The 26,636-nt window shown below is 71.8% G+C and carries 25 protein-coding genes; 12 read left to right on the forward strand and 13 right to left on the reverse strand.

The features are described from left to right. Nucleotides 1-137: 137 nt before the first annotated feature. Nucleotides 138-1,166 carry a helix-turn-helix domain-containing protein gene (locus tag IW245_RS10035; protein ID WP_197002900.1) on the reverse strand — a complete coding sequence of 343 codons (1,029 nt, stop codon included), beginning with the start codon at nt 1,164-1,166 and terminating at the stop codon, nt 138-140. A gap of 95 nt (nt 1,167-1,261) precedes the next feature. Here IW245_RS10035 and IW245_RS10040 point away from each other — a divergent pair, with 95 nt between their 5' ends. Beyond that, nucleotides 1,262-2,155: an alpha/beta hydrolase gene (locus IW245_RS10040; protein WP_231398742.1), complete on the forward strand. Its 894-nt coding sequence runs from the start codon at nt 1,262-1,264 to the stop codon at nt 2,153-2,155. Between the two features lie 265 nt (nt 2,156-2,420). Continuing rightward, complete coding sequence (locus tag IW245_RS10045) at nt 2,421-2,789, forward strand: hypothetical protein (protein WP_197002901.1); 369 nt, start codon at nt 2,421-2,423, stop codon at nt 2,787-2,789. 39 nt (nt 2,790-2,828) lie between these two features. Here the strand turns inward: IW245_RS10045 and IW245_RS10050 are convergent, their stop codons facing one another. Beyond that, nucleotides 2,829-3,086: a DUF4404 family protein gene (locus tag IW245_RS10050; protein WP_197002902.1), complete on the reverse strand. Its 258-nt coding sequence runs from the start codon at nt 3,084-3,086 to the stop codon at nt 2,829-2,831. Between the two features lie 74 nt (nt 3,087-3,160). Next, nucleotides 3,161-4,630 (reverse strand): glycoside hydrolase, encoded by a 1,470-nt coding sequence (locus IW245_RS10055; RefSeq protein ID WP_197002903.1) that lies wholly within the window; start codon nt 4,628-4,630, stop codon nt 3,161-3,163. 233 nt (nt 4,631-4,863) lie between these two features. Here IW245_RS10055 and IW245_RS10060 point away from each other — a divergent pair, with 233 nt between their 5' ends. Beyond that, complete coding sequence (locus tag IW245_RS10060; RefSeq protein WP_197002904.1) at nt 4,864-5,220, forward strand: YciI family protein; 357 nt, start codon at nt 4,864-4,866, stop codon at nt 5,218-5,220. Nucleotides 5,221-5,227: 7 nt separating this feature from the next. Then, nucleotides 5,228-6,463, forward strand: coding sequence for an RNA polymerase sigma factor (locus tag IW245_RS10065; protein WP_197002905.1), 1,236 nt, complete (start codon nt 5,228-5,230; stop codon nt 6,461-6,463). Between the two features lie 79 nt (nt 6,464-6,542). Here the strand turns inward: IW245_RS10065 and IW245_RS10070 are convergent, their stop codons facing one another. From IW245_RS10070 to IW245_RS10080, 3 genes are all read right to left on the reverse strand, one after another. After that, entirely contained in the window at nt 6,543-7,943 is a 1,401-nt protein-coding gene (locus IW245_RS10070) for a hypothetical protein (RefSeq protein WP_197002906.1), read from the reverse strand. Next, nucleotides 7,940-8,800, reverse strand: coding sequence for a hypothetical protein (locus IW245_RS10075; protein WP_197002907.1), 861 nt, complete (start codon nt 8,798-8,800; stop codon nt 7,940-7,942). Before IW245_RS10075 ends, IW245_RS10070 begins: the two co-directional genes overlap by 4 nt. 253 nt (nt 8,801-9,053) lie before the next feature. Further along, entirely contained in the window at nt 9,054-9,614 is a 561-nt protein-coding gene (locus tag IW245_RS10080; protein ID WP_197002908.1) for a TetR/AcrR family transcriptional regulator, read from the reverse strand. A gap of 96 nt (nt 9,615-9,710) precedes the next feature. On the opposite strand from IW245_RS10080, the gene IW245_RS10085 reads away from it, so the two are divergent. Beyond that, nucleotides 9,711-10,373 (forward strand): DUF2867 domain-containing protein, encoded by a 663-nt coding sequence (locus IW245_RS10085; RefSeq protein ID WP_197002909.1) that lies wholly within the window; start codon nt 9,711-9,713, stop codon nt 10,371-10,373. Here IW245_RS10085 and IW245_RS10090 read toward each other — a convergent pair. The 3 genes from IW245_RS10090 to IW245_RS10100 all read right to left on the reverse strand — a co-directional run bounded on the left by IW245_RS10090 (nt 10,370) and on the right by IW245_RS10100 (nt 13,101). Beyond that, nucleotides 10,370-10,735: a hypothetical protein gene (locus tag IW245_RS10090; RefSeq protein ID WP_197002910.1), complete on the reverse strand. Its 366-nt coding sequence runs from the start codon at nt 10,733-10,735 to the stop codon at nt 10,370-10,372. The genes IW245_RS10085 and IW245_RS10090 overlap by 4 nt on opposite strands. A gap of 270 nt (nt 10,736-11,005) precedes the next feature. Further along, nucleotides 11,006-12,214, reverse strand: a complete 1,209-nt coding sequence (locus IW245_RS10095) for a WD40/YVTN/BNR-like repeat-containing protein (protein WP_197002911.1) — start codon at nt 12,212-12,214, stop codon at nt 11,006-11,008. A 422-nt stretch (nt 12,215-12,636) separates the two neighbouring features. After that, a complete protein-coding gene (locus tag IW245_RS10100; RefSeq protein WP_231398743.1) occupies nt 12,637-13,101 on the reverse strand; it encodes a DUF6326 family protein in 465 nt (154 codons plus the stop codon). 161 nt (nt 13,102-13,262) lie between these two features. Between IW245_RS10100 and IW245_RS10105 the strand changes: the two genes are divergently transcribed. Both IW245_RS10105 and IW245_RS10110 read left to right on the forward strand, forming a co-directional pair. Further along, nucleotides 13,263-14,414: a sensor histidine kinase gene (locus IW245_RS10105; protein ID WP_197002912.1), complete on the forward strand. Its 1,152-nt coding sequence runs from the start codon at nt 13,263-13,265 to the stop codon at nt 14,412-14,414. Next, a complete protein-coding gene (locus IW245_RS10110; RefSeq protein ID WP_197002913.1) occupies nt 14,411-15,058 on the forward strand; it encodes a response regulator in 648 nt (215 codons plus the stop codon). Before IW245_RS10105 ends, IW245_RS10110 begins: the two co-directional genes overlap by 4 nt. A gap of 150 nt (nt 15,059-15,208) precedes the next feature. Here the strand turns inward: IW245_RS10110 and IW245_RS10115 are convergent, their stop codons facing one another. After that, nucleotides 15,209-17,953 (reverse strand): AfsR/SARP family transcriptional regulator, encoded by a 2,745-nt coding sequence (locus IW245_RS10115; RefSeq protein ID WP_197002914.1) that lies wholly within the window; start codon nt 17,951-17,953, stop codon nt 15,209-15,211. Nucleotides 17,954-18,132: 179 nt separating this feature from the next. On the opposite strand from IW245_RS10115, the gene IW245_RS10120 reads away from it, so the two are divergent. The 3 genes from IW245_RS10120 (at nt 18,133) to IW245_RS10130 (ending at nt 21,768) form a co-directional block, all read left to right on the forward strand. After that, entirely contained in the window at nt 18,133-19,512 is a 1,380-nt protein-coding gene (locus IW245_RS10120) for a CHAP domain-containing protein (RefSeq protein WP_197002915.1), read from the forward strand. A gap of 48 nt (nt 19,513-19,560) precedes the next feature. Then, a complete protein-coding gene (gene gsmA / locus IW245_RS10125) occupies nt 19,561-20,970 on the forward strand; it encodes a sporangiospore maturation cell wall hydrolase GsmA (RefSeq protein WP_197002916.1) in 1,410 nt (469 codons plus the stop codon). A 216-nt stretch (nt 20,971-21,186) separates the two neighbouring features. Beyond that, nucleotides 21,187-21,768 carry a dihydrofolate reductase family protein gene (locus IW245_RS10130; RefSeq protein WP_197002917.1) on the forward strand — a complete coding sequence of 194 codons (582 nt, stop codon included), beginning with the start codon at nt 21,187-21,189 and terminating at the stop codon, nt 21,766-21,768. A 30-nt stretch (nt 21,769-21,798) separates the two neighbouring features. Here the strand turns inward: IW245_RS10130 and IW245_RS10135 are convergent, their stop codons facing one another. Continuing rightward, a complete protein-coding gene (locus IW245_RS10135; RefSeq protein WP_197002918.1) occupies nt 21,799-22,740 on the reverse strand; it encodes a type VII secretion protein EccE in 942 nt (313 codons plus the stop codon). 96 nt (nt 22,741-22,836) lie between these two features. Between IW245_RS10135 and IW245_RS10140 the strand changes: the two genes are divergently transcribed. After that, nucleotides 22,837-23,256 carry a hypothetical protein gene (locus tag IW245_RS10140; RefSeq protein ID WP_197002919.1) on the forward strand — a complete coding sequence of 140 codons (420 nt, stop codon included), beginning with the start codon at nt 22,837-22,839 and terminating at the stop codon, nt 23,254-23,256. Here IW245_RS10140 and IW245_RS10145 read toward each other — a convergent pair. Continuing rightward, on the reverse strand, nt 23,243-24,499 hold the full coding sequence (locus IW245_RS10145; protein WP_197002920.1) for a sensor histidine kinase: 1,257 nt from the start codon (nt 24,497-24,499) through the stop codon (nt 23,243-23,245). The two genes, IW245_RS10140 and IW245_RS10145, sit on opposite strands and share 14 nt — an antisense overlap. Then, nucleotides 24,496-25,155 carry a response regulator transcription factor gene (locus IW245_RS10150; protein ID WP_197002921.1) on the reverse strand — a complete coding sequence of 220 codons (660 nt, stop codon included), beginning with the start codon at nt 25,153-25,155 and terminating at the stop codon, nt 24,496-24,498. Before IW245_RS10150 ends, IW245_RS10145 begins: the two co-directional genes overlap by 4 nt. A gap of 34 nt (nt 25,156-25,189) precedes the next feature. On the opposite strand from IW245_RS10150, the gene IW245_RS10155 reads away from it, so the two are divergent. After that, nucleotides 25,190-26,629: a BTAD domain-containing putative transcriptional regulator gene (locus IW245_RS10155; RefSeq protein ID WP_197002922.1), complete on the forward strand. Its 1,440-nt coding sequence runs from the start codon at nt 25,190-25,192 to the stop codon at nt 26,627-26,629. The last annotated feature ends 7 nt before the right edge of the window (nt 26,630-26,636 follow it).

Raw genomic sequence — 26,636 nt, forward strand, 5'->3', positions numbered from 1 at the left:
GGCTCATCCTGAGCAGGAGCTGGCACAGAGACAATGAGAGACGGCGGATATTGCGGAAACTCGCAACGAGCCCCAGCAGGCTTGCCGCCGGGCGGCTGTCCCTGGTGTGTGACGGCCGGGCGCGCCGTGCTCCGCTCTCAGCCGTTCAGGAGCTGCCAGGTGGTCAACGCGAGCCTGGCCCGGACCAGCCCGGTCGGTTCGGTGAGGTTGATGCGCACGCATCGTCCGATCTGGTCAAGGCGGCGGGCGACGCTGCTGTGGTGCAGGTGCAGCATCGCGGCGGCCTGGCGCACCGATCCGGTCGTGCAGTAGGCCTCCAGGGTCCGCAGGTCGTCCGGGCGCTGGGCCAGGTCGGCCACGGCGGTCACGTCCGGGTTGGCGCGTGCGACGTCCGGCGGGATGTCGGCGAGGAGGGCGAGGGATCCCAGGTCCTCGAACCGGATGACCGGTTGGCGCGGGTTGGCGAACCGCAGCGCGGTGCGGGCCTGCCGCCAGGACCGGTCCGCACGGTCGGTGGTGCCGATGCCCGCGTGCACGCCGGCCGGGATCCGTTCCGGGTCAACGGCCGACGCCAGGATGACGCCGACGTCGGCGAGGGCCGCCGCCCGGACGGGGCCGCCCGGGCACAGCCGCGCGCCGACCTCGTTGAGGGCCAGGGTCGTCCGCACGGCCACGACGCGCGCCGGGGTCCAGGCCGGAAATCCCAGCAGCCTCAGGGCCCTGGCCCGGGCGGCGTCGTCGGTGCCGGCGCTGATCGCGAGTTCCACGAGCGCGGGGTCGGCCATCGTGGTACTGGCCGGGCCGTACCGCTCGACGACGGCCGCCGCGGCGATGGCCAGCCGGTCCAGCAACACCTGGTCCAGGGCGCTCGGCGGGTGCGGTCGCTCCGTCCACACCACCCCGATGGTCTCCCCGTCGAGGACGATCGAGGCGGTGCCCGACTCGAGCGCGTCGGGCACCGGCGTGCCGTCCGGGGACATCCGGACCAGCTGCCCCGTGCCGTGGAGCCTGGCCCCGACCACGCACTCGGCCAGACCCGCCGACGCGCGCACCAGCGCCGCCAGGTCGACCCGTCGGCGGATCAGCGTGTCGTAGAACATGATGACCCGGATCGCGCCCTCGGCGTGCGAGTCCAGTTGCGACAACCGCAGAGCCAGTGCCTCCATGCCCCCAGGGTATGCGCCGATTGGCGGACGACTGGTGCCGGATGCGCGACGGCTGGCGGCTGAATGTCGGGCCTGCGCCGGACACCATGGTGGACATGGATCCCGAGCTGGAAGCATTCATCCCGTTGTTCCCCCCGGCGGACCTCGACGACCCGGCCAGTGCGCGCCGGTACCTCGCCGGTCTGGCCGCGGCGGGGCCGGCACCCGACACATCCGACCTGACGATCGAGGACCGCACGGTGCCGCCGGACGTGCCGGTGCGGATCTACCGCCCCCGGCAGGCCCGGGGCGCGATCGTCTGGCTGCACGGCGGCGGCTTCTGCATGGGCGACCTGGACACCGAGCATCCGTGGGCGAGCCGGTTGGCCCTGGGCTCCGGGGCTCTGGTGGTCTCCGTGGGCTACCGGCTGGCCCCCGAGCACCCGTTCCCGGCCGGGCTCGACGACGCGTACGCCGCGGTGACGTGGGCCGCCGGGCACGTGGCCGAGTTCGGGGTCGACCCGGCCCGGCTCGCCGTCGGCGGCCACAGCGCCGGCGCGGGACTCGCGGCGGCGGTCGCACTGCGGGCCCGGGACCAGCGGGGGCCGGCGATCGCGTTCCAGCTGCTCAACCAGCCCGAACTCGACGACCGGCAGGACACGTGGTCGGCGCGCGCCTTCACCGGTACCCCCTGGATGAACCGCAGCAAGCTCGCCGCCACCTGGCGGCACTACCTGGGCGGACAGACCGCCTCGGCCTACGCCGCCGTGGCCCGGGCCGGCGACCTGTCCGACCTGCCGCCCGCCTACGTCGCCACCGCCGAGTTCGACCCCCTCCGCGACGAGGGCATCGGGTACGCGCTGCGTCTCCTGCAGGCGGGCGTGTCCGTCGAGCTGCACCAGTGGCCCGGCACGTTCCACGGCTCGCAGGCGATCCTGTCCGCCGACGTCTCCCAGCGCCAGATCGCCGAGTTCGCCGCCGCCCTGCGCCGCGCGCTGGCCCGTGACTAGGTCCGGCCCACCCGCCCGCCGGGGTGCCCCCCAGCGCCGTCCGGCGTCGGGTGTCCGGGCGAGGGCGCCCCCGGCGTCGTCATCGCGGTGACGGCGCGTCCGGACAGGTCCGAGACCGGCTCAACGGGGGCGGCCTTCGGATCCGGGTCCGCGCGAGCACGGGTCGCACCGTGCTCGGGCCGGGCCGAAACACAGCTGGGACAACTCCGCCGACGGTCGGTCCTCCGCGAGCGCCGACCCGGCAACCTCTACCGAAGGGTTTGACATGCGACTGAAGTCCGCCATCGCCACCATCGCCACGCTGGCCGCCACCGTGGCTCCGTTCGCGGCCGCGGGCACGGCCCACGCCTCCGCCAACGGGCCGTCGGGCTGCAATAACAATGTGTGTATCTATACGTCCTATACCGGCACCGGGTGGCGGGTGTGGGGTGAGTTCAGGAGCGGCGCCGCCGAAGGTCACATCGACTTCTGGGGACCGAACGGGTTCCACGCGTCGTCCCCCAACGGGTACTGGACCGCGGGTGGCGACACCCAGGCGTGGTCCGGTTCCGGCAACGGGCAGCTGTGCGCCCAGGGCTGGTCGCGGGCCAACGGCACCTGGTCCTCCGTGGGTCTGCCCTGCGTGGCCGTCTGACCCCACGGGGCGGGCCCGCGTCGCGGGCCCGCCCCACCGTCAGACGCCCATGTTGATCAGTGCCTGGGCGACCTGGTGCACGCTGGCCGCCACGGCCGGGTGTTCCACCTCGAACCGCTCGACGAGGGCCTCGGCCCGCTCGACCAGCGTGTCCTCCTGCGGCCGGGACTCCAGGAGTGCCTGGCAGGCCTCGAACAGCTCACCGACGGCGTCGTGGTCCTCCGCCGACAGCCCGGGGTCGTCGTCCACCTGTTCGCGCAGGTCGTCGAGGCTCTCGTGCAGTTCGCGGGCGGACATCATGATCTCCTTCGGCGGCGGTTCCAGGCTCAAAAGCGACAAACCCATTCTGCCGTACCCGCGTGGCGGTGCCGCTAGAGGTCCACGTTCGACACCTCAAATGTCTGCACCGTGCGCGGGTTGAACCAGGACCAGAACCGGCTCCCGTGCAGGGTGGTGTCCGCGTGGTAGGTGTAGCGGTCCCCGCCGCCGGTGTTCGTGCACCACCGCCCGACGAGGGCCCCGTCCGAGCCGGGCCGGGTGAACCGGGACAGGTCGTAGTCCAGCCACTGGCCGGTGTCGTGGTTGGTGGCCACGATCACCAGGGTCCGCCGGGCCGGGTCGTACGCCGCCACCGTGTTCGGGTCGCCGCTGTCCAGGATCCGCATCCCGGGCCGGATGTGCCGGGAGTACTGGGCCATCACGAAGTACTTCGTCGCCACCGCTCCCGGGGTCATCCCCGGCTGGCCGAAGCCGTCGATGCCGACCATGCCCCACCAGCCGTCCACGACCTGCCAGTACACCCAGCCGGTCGGGTGCAGCCAGCGCAGGTCACAGTTGATCACGTCGGACATCGCCATCCCCGACCCGTCGCCGTCGCCGTACTCGGTGTTCCAGATCCCCTTGCCTGCCGCCTGGGCCGCGGTGTACAGCAGGTCCCGCCGGCCACCGAGCCCCTGGTAGCCGTGGGTGTTGATCCGGCCCACCTTCGCCCTGGTACCGGCGTCGAACGACCCGAAGGTGGCCCGCGCGTCGTCGTAGCCCCACGCGTCCATCCCGGCCACCTTCATCCACCACAGGTCCCGCTGGTCGAGCTGGGTGCGCAGCTCGTTGACCAGCCGGGCCTGCGAGCCCCGCTCGAAATGGCAGCCCTCCTGGCCGTGGCCCCAGGAGCCGCCCCACGCGCCGTCCGGCTCGTTCACCGGCTGCACCGAGGTGAAGTCCACGCCCCAGTGGTCGTGCGCGTACCGGGCGATCGTGGCCAGGTACGCCGCGTGCCGGCCGTAGTTCTGGTCCTGGAGGTTCTCGCCGCCGTCGGCCGCCCCGAACGGGTCGTCGTTGCGGGTCATCCACCACATCGGCGAGTTGGAGAACAGCTCGAACGTGTTCGCGCCCCGGTCCCGGGCGAGCCACATCATGTCCCGCTGGAACGAGTCGGCGTACCAATTCCAGCTCGCCGAGGACGGGTCGGCGCTGTACCAGTCCAGCTGGTACCCCTCGATCTGTTTGAAGCCGCCGATCCCGGGTGCGGGCCGGCTCCCGATCGGCCGGTCGGTGCAGGCCCCCGCGTTGTACCGGACGATGTTCAGCCCCAGCCCTGGCAGGTCCTCGCCCCGGTAGCGCACCTGGTCGCGGGTGAAGAACAGGTCAGCGAGCGTGGTGTCGTGTCCGAAGGCCTTGGCCCACCAGGCCAGCGACGTGCCCCAGCCCTCCCAGGTGCCCCAGTTCGACCGGGGGTCGATCGTGGCGACGGCGGCGTGCGCCGGGCCGCCGAGCAGCACGGAGCCGGCCACCGCCCCGGCGGGTACGGCGAGCAGGGCACGCAGTGCGGTACGACGTCTCATCGGGTCCTCCTTGTCACGGGTGCGCGAAGGCTAATCGAGGCCGCTGGATTTTCGCTGTCAATCGAGGTCAGGCGGTTGCGGGCTCCAGGTGCCGTGGGCGGGAGCAGCCACGCCCCGGCCGTTGGCTCCGACCGCCCCGCCGGCCGATCCCCGGCTACTGTCGATCCGGGCCTGGCCGGATCGTCGGCTTGGTGAGAGGGCCGAACCGGCCCCCCGACGATCGGACGTGCGACATGGCGAAGTACCTCATCCTGATCTACGGCGACGAGCAGCGGTGGCAGGCGATGACCACCGAGGAGGAGCGGCACCTCGCCCGGGGGCACAACGCCTTCCTGGCCCGGGCCGGCGACGCGATCGTCGGCGGCGGCCAGCTGGAGGGCACGGCGATGGCGACCAGCCTGCGGGCCGGCGCCGAGGGCCGGCCGGCGATCACCGACGGCCCTTTCCTGGAGACCAAGGAGGTGATCGGCGGCTTCTACCTGCTCGACGCCCCGGATCTCGACGCGGCCATCGCGCTGGCCCGGACCCTGCCGGAGGTGTCGGTGGACCACAGCGGCGTCGAGGTCCGGCCGCTGTACGGGACGGACTGAGTTCGCGATGCGCCCCGATGTCAGCGCAGCGGTGGCGCGGGCGCACCGTCGCGAGTGGGCCCAGGTCCTCGCCGCGACGGTGCGCGTCACCCGCGACCTCGACCTGGCTGAGGAGTGCGTGCAGGACGCGTTCGCCAAGGCGCTGCGGACCTGGTCGCGCAGCGGCGTGCCGGCCCGGCCCGGGGGGTGGCTGACGACGGTGGCACGCAACCGGGCCCTGGACCTGCTCCGCCGCGAGTCGCTGTGGCGGCGCGCGGCACCGCTGCTGGTGGTCGACGAGCACGTGCCGGGGCCCGAGGCCACCGGGTCCGGGATCGACGACGACCGGCTCCGGCTCATCTTCACCTGCTGTCACCCGGCGCTGGGCCGCGAGGCCCAGGTCGCCCTCACGCTGCGACTGCTGTGCGGGCTGTCCACGGTGGAGGTGGCCCGGGCGTTCCTGGTGTCCGAACCGACCATGGCCGCCCGGATCACCCGGGCCAAGAAGAAGATCGCCGCCGCCCGGATCCCCTACCGGGTACCGGAGTCCGACGAACTGCCCGAGCGGATCGGCGCCGTGTGCGAGGTCGTGCACCTGGTCTTCACGACCGGACACGCCCCGCCCGTCGGCGACCGGATCCCGCGCGCGGACCTGGTCGACCACGCGATCGACCTCGCCCGGATGCTGCACCTGCTGCTGCCCGGCGAGCCGGAGATCACCGGCCTGCTCGCTCTCCTGGTACTCACCGACGCCCGCCGGGGTACCCGGCTGTCGGCGGACGGCAAACTGGTGCTGCTCGCCGAGCAGGACCGCCGGTCGTGGGACACCGCGCTGATCGACGAGGGCATCGGCCTGCTCACCGCGGCGCTGCGGGGTGGGGCCCCGACCCGGTACGCCGTGCAGGCCGCGATCGCCGCCGTGCACGCCGAGGCACCGACCTGGGAGGCCACCGACTGGGCGGAGATCGTCGGACTCTACGACGTGCTCCGCACACTGTGGCCCTCCCCGGTCGTCGACCTGAACCGGGCTGTCGCGGTCGGCATGCGCGACGGCCCGGCGGCCGGGCTGCGCGCGCTGACCCCTTTGCTCGACAATCCGACGATGGCCGGGTACAGCTACCTCAGTGCGGCCCGGGCCGACCTGCTGCGCCGCCTGGGCAGCCGGGCGGCGGTCGCGGCGTACGAGGAGGCGCTGGCGTTGACCAGCAACGAGGTCGAGCGGGCGTTTCTCGCGGCGCGGCTTGCGGAGGTGTCAGACAGCTGACCCACGGGCGACAGGATGCGGCGGAGCGGCTGTCCCCCGCCTCGTCCCATTCGCCCGACTCTCCCCGACGGTCCTGGGATCAGTCCCTCATTCGCCGGCCGTCGATCGGCCCGGATCTCCAGGCCGCACCCTGCGCGGCCCAGAAAAGAGGTAGGAACAGCCGATCGAAGTCCTCGGCCAGGTCGAGGGAGATGGACCTGGCCACGATCAGGTACCGGTGGTTGGCCTCTGCGACTTTCACCGTCACCGCACGTGACGTGTCGGCCCCTCGCGCGCACAGGCCCGAGCCGGCGCCGGAGGCGGGGCAGACGAAGTTCCAGCCGTCGAAGTCGGTGTCCGCCATGGCGTCGCGGGCGAGCGACCCCGCGATGTACAAGCTGCCGGTGGGCACGATCCACACCGAGACCAGGTACTTGCCGGCCTCGTCCACGTAGCTGCCGGAAAGAGTCGTGCCGCACTTGTTGAGGCGCAGGTTGTCGTTGTACGCGCCCGCTTCGTGGCCGGCCGGGCAGGGGATCGTGTTGGAGCCGCGCAGCATGAAGCGACGCCCGTCGACGTCGGTGTAGCGCTGCGGCAGGTGCGTACTCGCGGTCAGAGGGGACTTGTCGTTCTCTGCGACGTCGAACTCCCCGTAGGTCGGGTCGGGGAGAGGCGACGGCACCGCGTTCTCTGGTTCGGGGTAGACGTGCCGCCGGTCGCGCCGGTAGATGGCGTGGCCGGTCGGGGATTCCGAGGTCGGGTGTGGGCGGGTGAAGTCGCCGGCGCGGATCCGCGCAAAAACGATCTTGGCCAGGTCCAGTTCGCGGGCCGCCGAGTAGGTGTCATCGGCGGCCTGGTCGGCCAGGAATGGCCAGGCGCTGTTCTTGAACCGCCGCACTGCGAACTGGTGCAGCGTGCCGCCGTCGTCGACGAGCAGCCCCGCTCCGGCGCACGAGACGGCGTCGCGCCCGCCGAGCAGTCGCGTGGTCGGCGCGTCCACGGGCCGACACACCGGCGGGTGCCCGTCGGCCGGCACGTCCCGGCCCCCGTCGGCGAGCCGGCGCTTGTCGGCCGGCCAGACGTCGACCGGCACCTTCCCGTACACCCAGGAGACCTCCCATTCGAGCATGCCACCGGCCGGACCGGCGGGCTGGATGATCTGGCCGTACTCGCAGCCGGTCGGCTCCCCGAACCAGGACGGCCCGTCGCCGTCGGCGAAGGTGATCCGGAACATCCCCCGGTCGTCGGCGACCTCCACCGGCCATTGCCGGAACGGGGAGCCGGCGTCGATCCCGGCGAGCGTGTCCACCTGCTCGAGGGTGAGGATCGTGCACGGGTCGGCGGGGAACCCGGGGCCAGGCGCAGAGCCGGGCCTCGGGCCGGGCCCCGGGCCGGGCCCCGGGCCGGGAGCCCGGCCGTGCAGCACGATCACGATCGTCACGGCGGCGATCAACAACGCGACGGCGTACAGCGCGACTGACACCCGCCTCGCGGTCGTCATCCCCGCCGCCCGACCCGGACGCCGGCGAGGTCGATTTCATTGGCGGCGACCGGCTGGAGCGTTCGCGTGCCGCCGAACGTCGTGGCGCACCTGTCGGGTACGCCGGAAAGCGTGAAAGGTCTCCCGTTGTCGGTCACCTCCAGCCGGCGCAGCGCGCCGTTGACCGACACCTCCAGCGACAGTGTGAAACGCGCCAGCCCCGTCGCCGCGAATACGGTGACCACGACTGCGGCCCGCTCACCGCGTTGCAGGGTCAGCGTCCGGGCGTCGAAGTACGGGTCGCCGAGGCTGTTGAGTTTCGGGTCGAGGGTCCTAGCGCGGGGTTGGGCCTCGTCGACCAGCACAGCCATCGCCACTGTGGAGGTCTCGCCCTGCAGGGGCAGCCGGACACACGTCCCGTCGTAGCTGGGGCCACGGTCGAGCACAGTGGCCCGCAGGTCCGTGACGATCACCGTGCTCTCCCGGTTGCCCTCCACCGCGAACCGGATCGTCGTCCGGCCGAGCGGGGCGCTGACGCGGGTCGCGGCCAGCGCGTCGAGTTCGCCCGGTGCGATGCCGGTCAGGTCGATCCGGTCCTGGAAGGCCCAGACCTGCCCAGTGTCCTGCGGCCCGTTCTGACCGGCGAAAGTGATCCCGACCGGCGCGCCAGCGGACAGCCGATCCCCTACGGGGACTTTGTAGATGCTCCAGGTCAGGGCCGCGACGGCGACCGTGACCGCACCCGCCGCCCGCCACACCGCTCCGCCGAACCAGCCCCGTTTCCCCTCCGGACGCGGGTCCGCCGTCGACCGGAGCCGTCGCCGGAGGCTGTTTGCCGGGGCCCGCACGCCGCTCGCCCGCCTCAGTTGTCCTGCCATGCGCAGATCGTCCTCGCCGGACCCGCCCACGCGGTGCGAACCGTCAGCAACCTGCCACAGTTAATCTCGATCCCCGGCGGTCGGACACACGCGCTGGATCCACGCGTCCAGTGGACCGGTTCCGACGGCCACGCCCACCGGGCGTCGAGGCGGCCACAACTACGTGCGGTGAACCCAGGTCACGGACACCGTCAACTCGTTCGGCCACCACCTGGCGTGAGCTGACAGGGCGCGGGACGTCACCGGCCGGGCCCTAACGCAGCAGCCACTTCCTGGTCAGCGCCAGCACCTCCGGTCGGCTGCGCCCGTCGTGGTCGGCGGCGATGAAGTGGGTGCCGATCCGCACCGAGAACGTGACCATGCAGCGCACCTCGACGTCGTCCGGGTCGGGGCAGAAGGACGCGAACAGGGTGCGCAGGTACGCCATCCGCCGATTGTCGACCCGCCTGAGCCGCTCGGCGACGGTCTCGTCACGCCGGGCCCACTCGCGGATCGCCAGGTCGACGGTGGTGCCCCGCACGGATCCGTCGCCGGATGTGGCCACGATGGCGAACAGCCGCTCCAGCCGGGCCCTGCCGTCTCCCCCGCCGCTGTCGACCTCGTCGATCACCGCCTCCGTGACGTCGCGTTCCCACCGGTCGAGCATCTCGGCGAGCAGCGCCTCCCGGCTGGCGAAGTACCCGTAGAAGCCGCCCTTGCTGACGCCGAGCGCCTGGGCCAGGGTCTCGATCCTCACGGCCTCCGGGCCACCGGCCGCGAGCGCGCGCAGTCCCTCGTCGATCCAGGTGCCGCGCGGGGTGCGGGCCACGGCCATCGTGTGTCTCCCCTCACGTCCTCGGCTATCTATACAGTGCCGTATAGATGGCGCTAGCCTCGATTCATACGCCATCGTATAGATCGGGGCACGCGCATGAGACTCCCCACCACCGAACACACCTCCCGCCCCTGGCGCATCCACGAGGTCGCCCCCGACTTCCAGGTCGAGGACGTCTGGGCGCTGCCGACGCCGGGCGGTCCCGACGACCTGGCCCGGCTGGTGCGCCAGTTCGCGACGGGTCACGGCGCCGGGAAGGGACGACCGATCTCCGCGCCGGTCCCCCGGGCCCTCTTCGCGATCCGCTGGAAACTCGGGGCGCTGCTCGGTTGGGACCGGCCCGGCACGGGAATAGGCACCCGGGTCCCGACGCTGCGGGAGCGCCTGCCAGCGGACCTGCGGGACGGCACCCGGGGACCCGACCTGACGGCGGTGCCGTTCACCTCCGTGTACCAGACGCACGACGAATGGGTGGCCGAGATGGCCAACCGCACCGTGCACACGGTGATGCACATCGGCTGGGTGCCGGACGGCGCCGTGGGCTACCGGGGCCAGATGGCCGTCCTCATGAAACCGAACGGGCTGTTCGGCGCGCTGTACATGGCCGCCATCAAACCGTTCCGGTACGTGGGGGTGTACCCGGCGCTGCTGCGGATGATCGGCCGCGGCTGGCGCACGGACGCCGGCCCTGCGGGAGGTCCGGGCGGGGCGGACGCCGGGCCGACGGGAGTCCCTGGCCGGGCCGGGCACCACAGCTAGGGCCTGGCGCGCAGTTCCCGGATCGTCAGGACGATCAGGGGCAGCTGGGCGAGGGCGTACCCGACGTGGAACGCGTAGTGCCGCACGGTCTGCTCGGGCTCGAACGGCAGCACCGGCAGCGGCAGGACACTGAGCGCGCCGCCGACCAGGTGGATCCACCCCCAGCCGGCGAGACAGTAGGTGGTCAACGGCCGGGGTCCCCACCACCACGCGGCCAGCAGGCCCAGCGCGACCAGGGCCGGGTACAGCGTCTCGGGGCTGGTCGCCGTCTGGCCGGGCAGGTCGTTGACGTTGTGCACATACAGGCCGGCCAGGGAGACCACGACAGCGGCCGGGACCGCGACGGCGGAGGGGATGCGCACCCGGCCACGGTAGCCGCGTGGCGCACCCGGCGGCGGCGATCCGGGCCAGTTCGGACCCGGTGGACCTCCGGGTCTGACCGGGCGGTTGCCCGTTCGACACGACACGACCGGTCCAGGAGCCGCCACCACCCGCGGCACGACCCGGTCCGGGCGAGCGTCGCCGCGCGGACCGGGTCGGTTCAGCATCGCCGTCGCGCCGGGTCACTGGTCGGCGGTCGGCGCGTGCCGGAGGTCAGTGGGCGGGTGGCACCCCGCCCCGGACCGGGTGTACTACAGGCCGCCGCCCTCGACCGCGAGGCCGAGGTACAGGGTGGCGGGGTTCGTCGGGTTGAACGCCACGGCGTTGAGGCCGTGGAACTTGTCGTGCTGGCGGGTCAGCGTGCCGGTGGCCACGGAGTACCGGAAGAGGTCGTTGCCGTAGTTCTGGTAGCTGGTGCCGTAGGAGAAGTACAGGACCCCGGCGTCGGCCGGGCTCGGGAACATCGGGGTGCCGTTCTGGAGCATGATGTTCCCCGCGACGTGGTGCACGATGGCCGGCCCGAAGGTCAGGCCGCCGTCGGTGGAGCGCCGGATCTGCTTGCCCTCGTCACCGTCGGCCGTGGCCTGGCTCAGGTCCAGGCTCTGGACGTAGACCACGTTGGGGTCGGCCGGGGAGATGGCGACGGCGAAGGCGTTCACGCCGTACCTGCTGTTCGGGTGGGTCGTCTCGTCATAGGCGATCTTCGTCCAGGTCACGCCGCCGTTGAACGTCGCGATGACGCCCTCCTGCATCGTGCCGGCCACCGCGTGCAGCGGGTTGGTCGGGTCGAAGGCGACCTGGTAGCCCGTGGTGGCCGAGCCGTAGTGGTCCACCGGGAACAGGCCGCCCCGCTTCGTCCAGCTCGCGCCGCCCGTGGTCGACTCGAAGATCTGGCCGTCGCGGCGCGCGGCGTACACGTGCAGGCCGTTGGCCGGGTCCACCCCGACGCCGATCAGGCCGGGCAGGCCGTCGGCCGGGGCGGGCTCCGCGATGGTCGGGTCGGTGTTCGTGGTCAGGGTCGTGCCGTCGACCAGGACGAAGCCACTGTCCCCGCCCGGCGTCCACACGTAGGCACGGCCGCCCTTGGCCGCAGTGGTCCGAAGCGTCCAGCCCCCGGGCAGGGTGCCGATGGAGGCCCATGAGCAGCCGGCGTCGGTGGACCGGTAGACGGTCCGGGTGGTGGTGCCGCCTGTCGTCTGCACCTGGACCGCGAGCAGGGTGTTGGCGGTGTCGAGGGCGACGAGCCCGTGGGTGTACGTCGTGGGGACGGGCGTGCCGGTGGTCGCGTGCAGCGTGGCGCCGTCGTCGGTGGTGTAGGTGAGGGCGCCGGGGCCGGTCACCGTCGAACAGGTCGGGTTGATGGTCCACGTGGTGGCCGCGGTGGCGGACCCGGCCGTCATGGACAGGGTGGCCACGGTCGCGGTCAGCGCCGTGAACAGCCCGGTGGCGAGCTTGCGCATGATCTTCGTACTCCCAGGTAGAGGGTGACTGAGAACACCTCCATCCTTGATCAACTTCGTCCACGACGGACTGTGAGACATGTCTAAGAAATACCTGTCCCCACAAGCAAACCGAATCCATACTTCCAAGATCATCGATGGTCCAGTGGGCTGCGCGTCGCCGGCAGTCTGGCTCTCGTGCGGCTCCGCGGACCGGTGCGAGACGGGCACCGTGACCGCGCCGCGGCCGGCCGCCCAGCCGGGCGGGCGGAGTGACGCCGCTCCGCCGGCGGAGTGTCCCGGTCAGCTCGCGGAGTGCTCCGCCACCGCCAGCGTGCCCGCGGGTGGCGCGAGCGAAGGATGGTCGGACGCCGGGCGGGCAGTCACGCCCGCTGCGGCGTGCGGAGTGGCTCGATGTCGAGGCTGGCTGCCAGGGTCGCCGGTTATGCGGTGCGGCGTGGCCAGGTCCAGGCGGAGCGCAGGATGAAGGCCAGGAGCAGCACCTCAAGTCCGATGGAGATGCCGTAGAAGTAGGCGTAGGTCGAAGTCTCCCCTGCCGCGTTGAACACCGAGACGGGGATGTAGAGCGTCGCGACCACGAGGTTGATGGTGCGGTTGACACGGGCGGGCAGTGTCACGGAGAGCATGATCATGAGACCCGGGATGGCGATGAGCGTGAGCGCCATGCCGACGAAGGTGGGGCCGGTGTGGAACTCTTGGACGGTGCCGGCCCGGATGACGTCGATGAAGCCGGGCTTGTACAGGGCGAGGTAGTCGACGTAGATGTAGAGGAACATGAAGCTGGTCCATGCCGCTGCGAGCTTGGCCTTCACGGGCATGCGCAGATCCTCCAGCGTGCTCTGGGACGGCGCATTCTCCAGTGCGGTGTGGGATTGAGGCGTTCTCATCACAATGCTCCTCGGCGTGATCAGGTGGGTGCTTCCACCTTCACCGATGCCGGCGGCGGGCACATTAGCCCCGGAACCTGAATCGACCTGGTCGCTGGCACAGCCGACCTCTTGTACTTTTGGCGGATACGCTGATCACGCGGGCTGCCTACGCTGCTCAGATGGCCACCAACGCACTCCGCTCGCTGTGGGCCGAACCTCGACCCACGAATGCCCCGGACCGGGGGCCACGGGACTGGGCCCTGGTCGCGGCACTGATCGGTTGGTCGGTGCTGGAAGTGGTGCTTCGCAAGGACCTGGCGCCGCTCCCGCTGCTGCTCATCGCCGCGCTCGCGGTCGTCGGCCCCCTGCTGTGGCGACGCACGCACCCGCTCGTCGCGGTCGCGGTCTCCATCGGCACGTTGACGATCGTCGACATCGTCAGAATCCTCACCGGGTCGCAAGGCGCCATGCTCAACAGCAGCATCGCGGTGCTGATCCTGGCCTACGCCCTGTTCCGGTGGGGCTCCGGTCGGGAAGCCGCAAGCGGACTCGCCGTCATCCTGCTCTGGCTGGCCATCATCACCACCCACGGCGCCGACCCCACCAGCCCTGCGGAGGCCGTCGCAGGATACGCGTTCTTCCTGTTCGCCGCCGCGCTCGGCGCCGCGATCCGCTATCGCACGAGGATCCGCCTCCGCGACATCGACCAGGCCAAGGCCCGCGAACGCGAACTGCTCGCTCGCGAGCTCCACGACACCGTCGCCCACCACGTCTCGGGCATCGCCATCCAGGCCCAAGCCGGACGTGCCATCGCGGTCTCCCACCCCGAGCGTGCCATCGAGGCCTTCGCCATCATCGAGGACGCGGCGACCCGCACCCTCACCGAGCTGCGCGCCATCGTCGGCGTGCTCCGCGCCTCACAGGACACCGAGTTCGGGCCGCAGCCCGGCGTGGCCGAGGTCGAGCAGCTCGCCACCGATGGCCATACGCGTCCCCGCGTCGAGGTGACGCTGTTCGGCGAGTTCGACGACCTCAGCCCGGCGGTCGGGGCCGCGATCTACCGCCTGGCCCAGGAGTCCATCACCAACGCTCGCCGGCACGCCCGCCACGCGACCCGGGTCACCGTCGCCGTCACAGGCGACGCCGACCGGGTACGGCTGACCATCGACGACGACGGCTCCGCCGCTGGCGGCCGTGCCCCGGCAGGCTACGGCCTGGTGGGTATGCGGGAACGCGCCTCACTGCTCGGCGGCACCTTCCACGCAGGTCCCGCCGCCGAGCGGGGCTGGCGGGTAGAGGCGGTCCTGCCCCGAACCGGGACGCCACGATGAGCATCCGGGTCCTCATCGCCGACGATCAGCCCATCGTGCGCAGCGGGCTGACGATGCTGCTCGACGCCCAGCCCGACATCGAAGTGGTCGGCGCGGCCGCCGACGGGCGCGAGGCGGTCCGCCTGGCCCTCCAGCTGCGCCCCGACGTCGGCCTGTTCGACATCCGAATGCCGCTGATGGACGGCATCGAAGCCACCCGACGCCTCGCCGGCCCCGACGTCACCGACCCCCTGCCGATCGTGGTCATCACCACCTTCGACCTCGACGAGTATGTCCACGGGGCGCTCAAGGCCGGCGCCCGCGGGTTCCTGCTCAAGGACGCCGGACCCGCCCTGCTGACCCAGGCCATCAACGCCGCCGCCGACGGAAACGCACTGATCGCACCCAGCGTGACTGTCCGACTGCTCGCAGCGTTCGCCCACGCACGGACCTCACCACCGAGGCGGCCGATAGAACCGCTCACCGCCCGCGAGGAGGAAGTCCTCGTGCCTGTGGCCCAGGGCCGCACCAACAATGAGATCGCCAGCGAGCTCTACATCACCCCGAGCACCGTCAAAGCGCACCTCGCCAGCCTCATGCGAAAGCTCGGTGCCCGAAACCGCGTCGAGGTCGCCATGTGGGCCCACGAGACCGGCCGCATCTGACGCCGCAAAGCCCGCCCAGACACCGCAAACGACCCGAGCCTTACTCAACCTGACCGAAACAAACCCCAACAACGGGACAGATATCTACGTACTACGCTCTGAGGGCGCTGGTTCAAGAAGCCATCCGCGGTGTGCCGGCGCGGTCGCCCGTCACGCCCCGGTCCCGGTGCAGCAGGTGGCCCGGCGGTCGAACATGTGCGCGGTGCCCTTCGGGTTCAACCCGGTCCACAGGTCGACGGCCTCCGCCCAACAGGCGTGCGCGCGGTGGGACTGCCCCGTGGCGTGGAGAGCCCGGCCAAGGCCGTCGAGCAGCAGCGCCACCCCCCAGCGGTGCTGAACGGCCCGGGCGGCCTGCAGCCCTTGTTCGAAGTAGTCGATCGCCTCGGCGTGCCGGCCGAGCTCGTGGTGCACCTCACCCAGGCCGTGCAGGATATCGCCCACCGTTTGCAGGCTGTTGAGCCGCCTCTGGACCGGGAGGGCGGCCAACATGCACTCGATGGCCTGGGCGTGCTTCCCCATCCGGTGATAGGTGTGGCCCAGATTGGACAGTGACATGCTCTCGCCGTCGGTGTCGCCGAGCTCGCCGCGGATCCGGACGGCCTCCAGGTGCGCGGTTACGGCCTCCTCACGCCGACCCAGCTCGTCATAGGTGACGCCCAGGCTGGTCAGGGTCACCCCCTCCAGCTCCGGGTCGTCGATCTCCCGACAGATGGCCAACGCCCGCTCGTGATGCGCGACCGCCTGGTCGAGCTCGTCGCGCTGGCCGTGGGCGACGCCCATGAAGTTCAGGAGCCGGGCCCGCAGGCCGTGCGCGCCGAGGCGGCCGGCCGCGTCCGCGCCGAGCCGGCCGCTGCGCAGCCAGTCGTCCCAGTGCTTGGTGACGTCGTAGTAGCTGATCAGCGCGTTGGCGAGCTGGCTGACGAGGTCGGGCCGGGCGTGCGCGGCGGCGGTGTCCATCACGGTCAGGAAGTTGGCGCGCTCGGCCTCGCACCATGCGAGCGCCCCGTCGTAGTCGACGAGGTCGGGCAGGTGGGCGGGCGTCTGGGCCGGGTCCGGGGGGCTCTGCCGCCCCGGCGGGTAGAGCAGGAGGTAGGCGCGGTGCGCGGTGTGCAGGTACCAGCGCAGGACCCGGTCGGCCGCCGCCCGGTGATCGGGGACCGGGCCCGCCGCGCACTCGACGGCCAGTTCCCGGAGAAGATCATGGAAGGTGTACCGGTCGGCAGCCGTCCGCTGGAGCAGGTGCGCGTCCGCGAGCTCGGCGAGCACCCGTGCGGCGTCCGGCGGTGACACGTCGAGCAGCGCCGACGCGGCCCCTGCGGACACCTCGGCGAGAGAGACGGCTCCGAGCAGCGCGAACAGGATTCGCGCGGTGGGGCTCAGCGCCCGGTAGGACAGCGTGTAGGCGGCCCGGACCGCGTACATCTCGTCACCGTCGGCCGTCAGTGCCGCGAGCCGACCGCCCCGGTCGAGCTCGGCCACGTACCCGCTGATCGAACGCCGGGGCTGACTGGTCAGGTTCGCGGCCGCGATCCGTAGCGCCAGCGGGAGGTAGGCGCACCGACGGGCCAGCTCGGTCAGCGCCAGGGGCTCGGCGGCGGCCCGCGCGGGCGGCACTGTCCGGGCCAGCAGCGCGACCGCCTCGTCGGGGGCCAACATGTCGATGGCCACGACCTGGGCGCCGTCTCGGGCCAGCAGGCCCGCGAGGGGATCGCGGCTGGTGATGAGGGCCAGGCAGCCGGGGCCGGCGGGGAGGAGCGCGCGGACCTGCTCGGCGGTGCGGGCGTTGTCGAGTACGACCAGGATCCGCCGGTCGGCCAACAGCGACCGGTACAGCGCTGCGGCCTCCTCCCGGTCCGCGGGTACCGCCTCCGGCGGCACGCCCAACGCCCGCAGGAACGCCGCCAGCACGTGACCGGGGTCCAGGGGCGCGCTCGGCGCGTAGCCGTTGAGGTTCACGTACAGCTGTCCGTGCGGGTACAGCGCCGCGTGGCGGTGGGCCCAGTGCACGGCGAGCGCGGTCTTGCCGGCTCCGGGTGGGCCGGAGATCAGCACCGGCCCGCCGCCGAGTGTCGCGTCGAGCCGGTCGAGGTCGGCTGCGCGGCCGATGAACTGCGCGCTGTCGGCCGGCAACTGGCGCGGAACTGCCGGGGCTGCCGGGGCGGCCAGGAGATCCGGGTGGGCGTTGAGGATCCGCAGGTGCAGGGCCCGTAGCGGCTGGCCGGGGTCGCTGCCCAGCTCGGTGGCCAGGAGGCGGCGGGTGCGGTCGTACTGCTCGAGCGCGTCGGCCTGCCGGCCACTGCGGTACAACGCGAGCATGAGTTGGCCGGCGACCCGCTCGTCCAGCGGATGCGCGACGGCCCGCTCATGCAACTCGGCGAGCATCGTGGAGTGCTGACCGGTCCGCAGCCGCAGATCGTCGCGGTCCAGCTCCGCCGCCAGCCGCTCCCGGTCCAGGGTGTCGCGGACCTCGCCCAGCCAGGGGGTGTCCAGATTCCCGAAGGCCTGGCCCCGCCACAGCCTCAGGGCCGTGTCGAACAGGTGCAGGGCCCGTTCGTCGCCGACCGCCGCGCGGGCCTCGTCGACCAGCCGGCGGAAGTGGTGCATGTCGACGGTCACGGGGTCGGCGGTCAGCACGTACCCGCCCGGTCGGCGTTCGATGTCCACGCCGGTGACCTGCAGTGCCCGGCGTAGCCGGGAGAGGTAGCTGTACAGCGAGCCGTCCACGCTCCGCGGTCGGGCCTGGCCCCAGACCCGGTCGGCCAGCGTGCCCCTCGGAACGGGGTGGTTGGCCTCGACGAGGAGGACGGCCAGCACGCACTGCTGGCGGATGTGGCCGATGTCGATCCGCTGACCGTGGCTGCGTGCCTCGATCTCCCCGAGCACCCCGAACTCCATGCCCAGCTCACCCTCCCCCGGCGGGCAACAGCCCATAGTGCCAGCTCGTGGCCGGTTTTCAAGATCCGTACAAGTCCGGTCCGACAGGCTACGTCCCGTTCGAGCGTAGCCGGCCGGTCGTCTAGTGGATCGCCGGTAAACGACAGGATTCCGACCGCACTGTGAAAGGACGACAAACCGTGAGAGTTTCGTCGAAGAGCGGGCTCGGCCGGCGAATCGCCGGTGCGCTGCTGATCCTGGCCGCGAGTGCCGGGATCACCGCGATGTCCGCCGCCCCCGCGATGGCCGACACCCGGTCGGGCATCGTCGACACGGCACGGGGCCAGTTAGGTCACGGTCCGTGCAGTCCCAGCTACTACTCCAGTTGCGGTGAGGACTGGTGCGCGGACTTCGCCAAGTGGGTGTGGGCGCAGAACGGGGTCAACGTCACCGGGCTCAACCCCATGGCGGCCAGTTTCAGGACGTACGGCATCAACAACGGCACCTGGCATCCGCTGGGTGACGGATACGTGCCGCAGCTCGGCGACGCCATCATGTTCGACTACAACGGGACCGGCATCAGCCACGTCGCGCTCGTCCAGGCGGTCCGCTCGGTCAACGACCTCACCGAGATCGGCGGGAACCAAGGCACCGGCAACTGGAGCGCCAACCGGGTGACCGAGTACCGGGTCACCCCGTCCGCCGGGCGCGTCGTCGGCTACACCAGCCCGGCGGGTATTCCCTCGTCACCGCCGCCGGTGAAGTCAACGCCGATCGCGGTCGGGTCCGACGGTACCCAGATGATCCTCACCTCCGGAGGCACGGTCCTGGCCAAGCAGGGCGTCGGCCTCTACGGCTGGACGGTCGAGACCGACCCGGGGGTGAAGGCGATCGCGACCAACGGCGGGGTGCAGCTGATCCTCACGGCCGACGGCACAGTGCTCGCGAAGGAAGGGATCGGCCTGTACGGCTGGACGGTGGAGAGTGACCCCGGGATCACCGCGATCGCGGTCGGCGGGGACGGGACGCAGCTGATCCTCGACGCCAGCGGAACGGTGTGGGCGAAGAAGGGCGTCGGCCTGTACGGCTGGACCCAGGAGACCGACGCCGTGGTCAAGGCCATCGCGGTCGGCACCGACGGAACCCAGATGATCCTCGCCGCCGACGGCACGGTGCTGGCCAAGCAGGGCATCGGCCTCTACGGCTGGACGGTCGAGTCCGACGCCGTGGTCAAGTCCATCGCCACCAACGGCGGAGTGCAGGTGGCCCTGGCGGCCGACGGCACCGTCCTGGCGAAGCAGGGCATCGGGCTGTACGGCTGGACGGTGGAGAGCGACCCGGGGATCACCGCGATCGCGGTCGGCAGCGACGGCACCCAGCTGATCCGGGATGGTTCGGGCCAGGCCCTGGCGAAGAGCACCATCGGCCTGTATGGCTGGACCCTCGAGACCGACGCCGTCGTCGCCGCCGTCGCGACCAACGCCGGAGTCCAGCTGATCCTCGACAACTCCGGACATGTTTCGGCCAAGCAGGCCATCGGCCTCTACGGCTGGACCCTCGAAAGCGACCCGATCAGCTGATCCGCCGGCTCCTCGTTCACGACATCAGACCAGAGGAATGAACCAGACATGCATCAGTTGATCTTCCGGCGACGCGCGTCGCGGGCACGCACCGCACTGGCCGCACTGTGCCTCACGCTGATCGGCGTCGCCGGTGCCAGCGCGGTGGACGCCCCGGCCCGGGCGTCCACCCAGACCGACTTCATCGCCGTGGCGGGCCCGGCGGCGCAACGCGGCCAGGTCGAATACCAGGTGCCCGCGTCCGTCACCGTCGCGCAGGCGATCCTGGAGTCCAGCTGGGGCCAGAGCAATCTCAGCGTCCGGGACAAGAACTACTTCGGGATCAAGTGCGCCACCGCGAACGACCCGGGTCCGATCGCGGTCGGGTGCCGTCCGTACCCGACCGAGGAGTGCGTGCCGGCGCCCTGCCATACAGTGACCGCCAGCTTCCGGAGCTACGCCTCCATGGAGGACTCGTTCCGCGACCACGGCAAGCTCCTGCGGGAGTCGGCCCGCTACGCCAACGCGTTCAAGTACACCACCGACCCGGACCGGTTCATCTACGAGGTGTGGAAGGCCGGCTACGCCACCGACCCGGCCTACCCGGGCAAGGTCACGAAGTTGATGCGTGACTATGACCTGTACCGGTTCAACGCGATCACGTCCTCGCCGATCGCCGTCGGGTCCGACGGCACCCAGATGATCCTCACCTCCGGGGGCACGGTCCTGGCCAAGCAGGGCATCGGCCTCTACGGCTGGACCGTGGAGACCGACCCGGGGGTGAAGGCGATCGCGACCAGCGGCGGGGTGCAGATGATCCTCACCGCCGACGGCACGGTGCTGGCCAAGACGGGCATCGGGCTCTACGGCTGGACCGTCGAGTCCGACCCGGGGATCACCGCGATCGCGGTCGGCGGCGACGGGACCCAGCTGATCCTCGACGCAAGCGGGACGGTCTGGGCGAAGAAGGGCGTCGGCCTGTACGGCTGGACACAGGAGACCGACGCCGTGGTCAAGGCGATCGCGGTCGGATCCGACGGCACCCAGATGATTCTCACCACCGACGGCACGGTCCTGGCCAAGCAGGGCATCGGCCTGTACGACTGGACCGTGGAGAGCGACCCGGGGGTCACGGCGATCGCCACCAACGGTGGCGTGCAGGTAATCCTCACCACCGGTGGCTCGGTGCTCGCGAAGCAGGGGATCGGCCTCTACGGCTGGACGGTGGAGTCCGATCCGGGGATCACCGCGATCGCGGTCGGCAACGACGGCACCCAGCTGATCCGCGACGGCGCAGGGAAGGTCCTGGCCAAGAAGAGCATCGGGTTGTACGACTGGACCGTGGAGAGCGACGCGGTGGTCGCCGCCGTCGCGACCAACGCCGGAGTCCAACTGATCCTCGACAACTCCGGACACGTCCTGGCCAAGGACACCATCGGGCTCTACGGCTGGACGGTGGAAAGCGACCCGATCCGGTAGGGCGGGACGGATGGGCGGCTCCGCGTCAGCGCGGGGCCGCCCGACGCGTTGGCCACCGGCCGCAGCCGAGTTCAAACACCACCGCGCGGCCAGGGCCGGGTACGCCGACGGCTGCGTGGCCACCATGCCGACCCGCGCGTCGGAGTTCGGCTACCCGCCCCGGCGACGGCTCACGACACGCTAATTTTGGGGCACCCGTCAGCAGAGGAGAGCCCCGTGGGCAAGGTGGTCATGTACAGCTCGGTGTCCGTGGACGGCTTCGTCGCGGACGACAATGACCAGCCCGGACCGCTGTTTGACTGGTTGACCAGCGGTGACGTCCCGTTGGACGAGAGCGGCGTGCTGAAGGTGTCGCGGACGTCCTACGACTACACCCGGCCGTACTGGGACCAGATCGGGGCGACACTCGTCGGCCGGCACGTGTTCGACATGACGGACGGCTGGGACGGGAAGCCTCCGGGCGGGATCGACCACGTGGTCGTCGTGACGCACCGGCCGGCGCCTGAGGGCTGGGACCCCGAGGCGCCGTTTCACTTCGTCGACGGGGTCGAGGCGGCCATGGCCAAGGCGCAGGAGCTCGCGGGTGACCGCACGGTCGAGGTCGCCGCCGGTGACGTCGGTGGCCAGGTGCTCGCCGCGGGCCTGGTCGACGAGGTGCGGATGGACGTCGTACCCGTCGTGTTCGGGTCCGGCAAGCGCTACTTCGGGTCGGTCCACGCGCAGCACCTGCTGGAGGATCCTGACGTGGTGATGCAGGGCAACCGGGTGCTTCACGTGCGCTATCAGGTGCGCCGTTGAGCGATCTGTGACCGCTCCCGCCGGGGCGGATCAAATCCCGAGTGGAAGAGTGCTGGCCAGGGCGCGCAGATGCCGGCCGTCGTGCGGGGTCAGGACGATGCCCTCGGCCTGGGCGACCCGGGTCAGGGTCAGGACGGCGCGCTCCAGGTCGCCCCGGGTCGGCGCGGCGGCGCGCAGGGTCGCCGTCGATGAGCCGTCCCGCCGGGCGATGACCGCGATCGTCACCGCGGCCTGCGGCACGGCCGTCAGCAGTCGCTGGGTCAGGCGCGCCCCGGCCGGTCCGGGCAGGTCGGCCCACTCCCCCAGGTGGTACGTCGCCTGCGCCACTGTCCCGCTCGACCAGTGCCCCCATTCCTCTCGGATCCGGCCCCGGCCCCCGTTGACGTGGGCAAGGGCCGCCAGGGTGCCGAGTAGTTCGTGCTCCGGCAGGCCACGGGCGGGCACGCCGGCTCGGCGGAGTTGCCGGCTGACCCGCCGGACCGCGTTGGCCAGGGCCGTGCGCACCTCCGGGTCGGCGTGACTGTCCACGGTGCGCGGTGTGTGCAGGGCGATCCAGCTCCTGGGTGGCCGGTCACCGCCGACGTGGTACACGACCTGGACCATGAGCGGCTGGCCGCTGTCCGGGGGCAGCAGGGCGGCGGGCTCGGGCACCGGACCGGTGGGGCGGAGCACGGCCGTCATCCCGGTACGCAGGCTGAGCATGCAGATGTCGTCCTCGGCGCCGCCGGTGGCCTCCGGGGCCAGGAGGTACAGCAGTTCGCGGCCGGCCACGGCGGGAACCCCGAGATCACGGGTGCGGGCCCGGAACAGGAAACTCGCGGCGGCCGGTGCCCAGGCGTACAGGAACCGGCCCCGGATCCGCGCCGACGTGACCACGACGGCGGCCACCGCCGCGAGAGCGACCCCGACGGCCGTGGGCCACGGCCGGCCCACCGCCAGCACGACAGCGACAGCCGCGAGTTGCCAGCCCATGACCTGCGGGATACCTACGATGCGCCCGATTCGCACTACGATGCCTCCTCATGCCCCTGGGACATCCCAGCTTCCCGGCGAGAGGGTGAGGTTTCGATGACACGACGCTGGCGCTACCTCCTGGCGGCGGTCGTCGTGCTCGCGGTCGCCGTGCTGGTGGCCCGGTGCGGCGGGCCGGAGCTCCTGCCTGTCGGGCCGCGCGGCGACCTGGTCATCGCGGGCCGGGTGACTCTGGAACCGGCGACGCCGGCGGTGGGCCGGGTGATCCGGGCCAGGATCACGGTCAGCGCGGACCGGAGCGTGACGTTGCGCAGGCTGGCGGTGCGGATGCGCGCCGAGACCGGCGGCTACGCCGACTTCCCGCCGTTGACGGACGTGGCGCTGGGCCCGGCCGAGCGGGAGTTCACCGTGGAGCTGGTGCTGGACAAGCCGGGAGAGTACAGCTATTTCCTCGCCTACCAACTCGACGGCGACTGGGTGAGCCTGCCGCCCTGGCAGCAGGTCACCGTCCGCTGACCGGCAGCGTCAGCTCGAAGATTGCGCCGCCCTCGTCGGCGTTGTACACCGACAGCCGGCCGCCGTGCGCCTCTGCCACCCAGCGCACGATCGACAGCCCCAGCCCGGAGGAGCCGCCGGTGCTGCTGAACCGGTCGAACGCCTCCCCCGCCGCCGCCGGGTCGATGCCCGGCCCGTGGTCGGCGACCGTGACCGTGCCACCGGCGACGGTGATGTGCACGATGGCGGCGGAGCCTGGCTGTCGGCCGTAGCGGACCGCGTTGTCGAGCAGGTTGCCGATCGCGCGTTGCAGCAGGGCGGGGTCGGCGTCCACCTTGGTCGGCGCGGCGGTCACCGTCACCTGTGCGCCCTCGGTCGGGCTGCCGTCCACCACTCCGGCGACGAGCTGGTCCAGCCAGACCGGCTGGATCGTGAGCTGCTCGACCCCGGCGGCGAGCCGGGCCCGTACCAGCAGGTCGTCGATGATGCCACCCATCCTGGCCGCGAGCCGGACGGTGCGGGGCAGCAGGTCGGCGCGTTCGGTCGGGTGCGCCAGGGCGGTCTCGGCGAGGGCGCGCAGCGCCGCGACCGGGGTACGAAGGTCGTGCGCGGTCTCGGCGAGCAGGATCTCCTGCTGTTGCAGTGCGGCCGCGGCGGGCCGGATCGCCCGGCCGGACAGCAGGTAGCCGGCCACGCCGAGCCCGCCGATCAGCAGCAGGCAGCCGGCACAGACGAGCAGGACCAGCTGGTCGTGGCGTTCCTGTTCGGGGCGGGTGTCGGCGACCGCGACCACCGCGCCGATGTAGTTGCGGCCCGTCCGGTCCAGCAGTGGCTCCACCCGGACCCGGACCAGCTCGCCGTGCACTCCGCGCTGGTAGCCGACCGCGGTCCGGCCGGTGCGGACCGCCTCGGTGGCCATGCCGTTGAGCACCCCGATGTCCATGGGCACGCACACGTGCCGCGACACGTGCGCCTTGAACGCGGGGGCCCCGCCCGGCAGGATCGCGAACTGCGGGCAGGACTCGTTGAGCACGTCCGCGGTGACCAGGCTCAGGTCGATGGTGCCGTCGAAGCCGACCAGCCGGCTGATCGAGGAGGTGACCCGGTGCAGTTCGGCGTCGGTGCGGGCCACAGCGCGTTCACCGTCGCGGCCGATCTCGAACCAGGCGAAGCCGATCAGTCCGACCGCGTTCATCACCGTGAACAGCGCGGTCAGGACCCAGCGCAGCCGTCGTAGCCGGTCGGCCGAGGACGAGCCGGTCATGCCGCCCCCAGCCGGTACCCGAGGCCGCGTACCGTGTGGATGATCTCTGGTTCGTGAAGTTTGCGGCGTATGCGGCGCACGGTGACATCGACCACGTTCGACATGGGATCGGTGCTGGTGTCCCAGCAGTGCTCGATCAGCTCGGACCGGTCGACAAGCCGCTCGACGTTGGTGAGCAGATGCTCGAGCACCGCGAACTCCTTGTGCGTCAGAGTGAGCAGCACCCCGGCCCGGCGCACCTGCCGCCGGGCCCGGTCCAGCACCAGGTCCGCGTGGCTGAGCACCGTGGGCTGCCCCGCGGTGCGGCACAGGTTGACCACCCGCTCCGTCAACTCGGCCACCGCGAAAGGCTTGTCCAGGTAGTCGTCGCCGCCGTGCTCGAATCCGGCCATCCGATCGGCGAGCGAGTTGCGGGCGGTGAGGAACAGGACCGGGGTGTCCCAGCCGCGCTGCCGCAGCCGGTGCACGAGGTCGACCGCGTCGCCGTCCGGCAGCATCCGGTCGAACACCACGCAGTCGTACCGCGCGCCGGTGGCCGCGGCGGACGCGGTCGCGAGGTCCCCGGCCACGTCGACCACCAGACCCTCCGCCCGCAGGAGCGCGGATACGGCGACCCGCAGATTCTCGTCGTCCTCGACGACCATCACCCGTGTCATGAAGACCTCATGTGTGCCGGAACAAGGTTGGTGCATGCAGTTTCGCCTACTCGGTCCACTCGAGACCCACACCGACCATGGTGTACGCATCGAGCCACGGGCCGCCAAACTCGCCGCGTTGCTGACCGCGTTGCTCCTGAACGCTAACGCCTGGGTCAAGGTCGACGATCTGATCGAGGCGATCTGGCATGAACAGGCCATGCCGCCCTCCGCCGTGCGCAACCTGCGCAGCTACGTCTGGCAGCTCCGCAAGCAGCTCGGCGACCGCCTGGAGGGCGGGTCCGGCGGCTACCGGCTGCGGGTGGCATCCGCGGAGCTGGACCTCGACGTCGCCGCGGACCTGGCCGGCGCGGCGCGGACCGCGTTGCTCGCCGGCGAGTACGAGCAGGCCGCCGGGCACGCGGCGGCGGCGCTCGGGCTGTGGCGGGGCGCGCCCCTGGACGGGTACGACTTTCCCGACGCCCGGGCCACTGCGGCCCGCCTCGACGAGTTGCACCGGGAACTGCACGAACTGCTGGCCCAGGCCCAGCTCGGCGCGGGCCGGGCCGCTGAGGCGGTGGCCGTGCTGCGGGGCCTGACCGAGCGGGAGCCTCTGCGGGAGTCCACCTGGGCCAGGCTGATTGAGGCGCTGGGCCGGGCCGGCCGGATGGCGGAGGGAGTGGCGGCGTTTGAGAGGGTGCGCGGGATTCTCGCGGCGGAACTGGGGGTCGAGCCGGGGCCGGAGGTCACCGCGGCGCGGCACGGGCTGGGCACCGGGCCCGGCCGGGAGTCCGGGGCGGCCCGCCCGGTCGGGGCGGTCCCGGTGCCGGCGGACCGGGCCGCCGACGGACGGCCCCGGCTGAGCCTGGTGGTCGGCGGCCGGCCGGCGGCGGGCTGGACGGGGATTGACGCGTTGTTGGCGGGTGCCGGGCACGAGGTGCTGGTGATGAGCTCCGGTCGGGGCGACGGGCCGATCGGCGGGTTCCGCCGGGTGGACTTCGACAACATCCGGCGCGGGGTCCGGTACCGGGTGCTGTTCCCGGACTCGGCCCGACTCTCCGGTGTGCTCGCCCGGCTCACCCGGCTGGGCGCCGAGGTCCGCACCGACCAGGCCGCGCCGATGGAGGCGATCGTGATCGACCGGACTGTCGCGGTGCTGCCCGGTGAGTCCCGGGCCGGCGTGGCCGTGTTCCGACTGCCCGGCGTGGTCACCCCCGCCGTCGAGCTGTTCGAACGGATCTGGCAGGCCGGCGTGCCGCTCAGCCCGGCCGAACCGCCCGAGACGGGCACCGTCCTGACCCGGCGCGAACGCGATCTGCTGTCGCTGCTGTGCGCCGGCAGCACCGATGAGTCGGCGGCGGCCCGGCTGGGCATCTCGGTCCGCACGGTGCGCCGGCTGGTGTCGGATCTGATGAACCGGCTCGGTGCCCGCAGCCGGTTCCAGGCCGGGGCCAAGGCGATGGACCAGGGCTGGTTGCTGGACCGCGCCGGATAGTATCCGC

Source organism: Longispora fulva (assembly GCF_015751905.1).
GTDB classification, from domain to species: Bacteria; Actinomycetota; Actinomycetes; order Mycobacteriales; family Micromonosporaceae; genus Longispora; species Longispora fulva.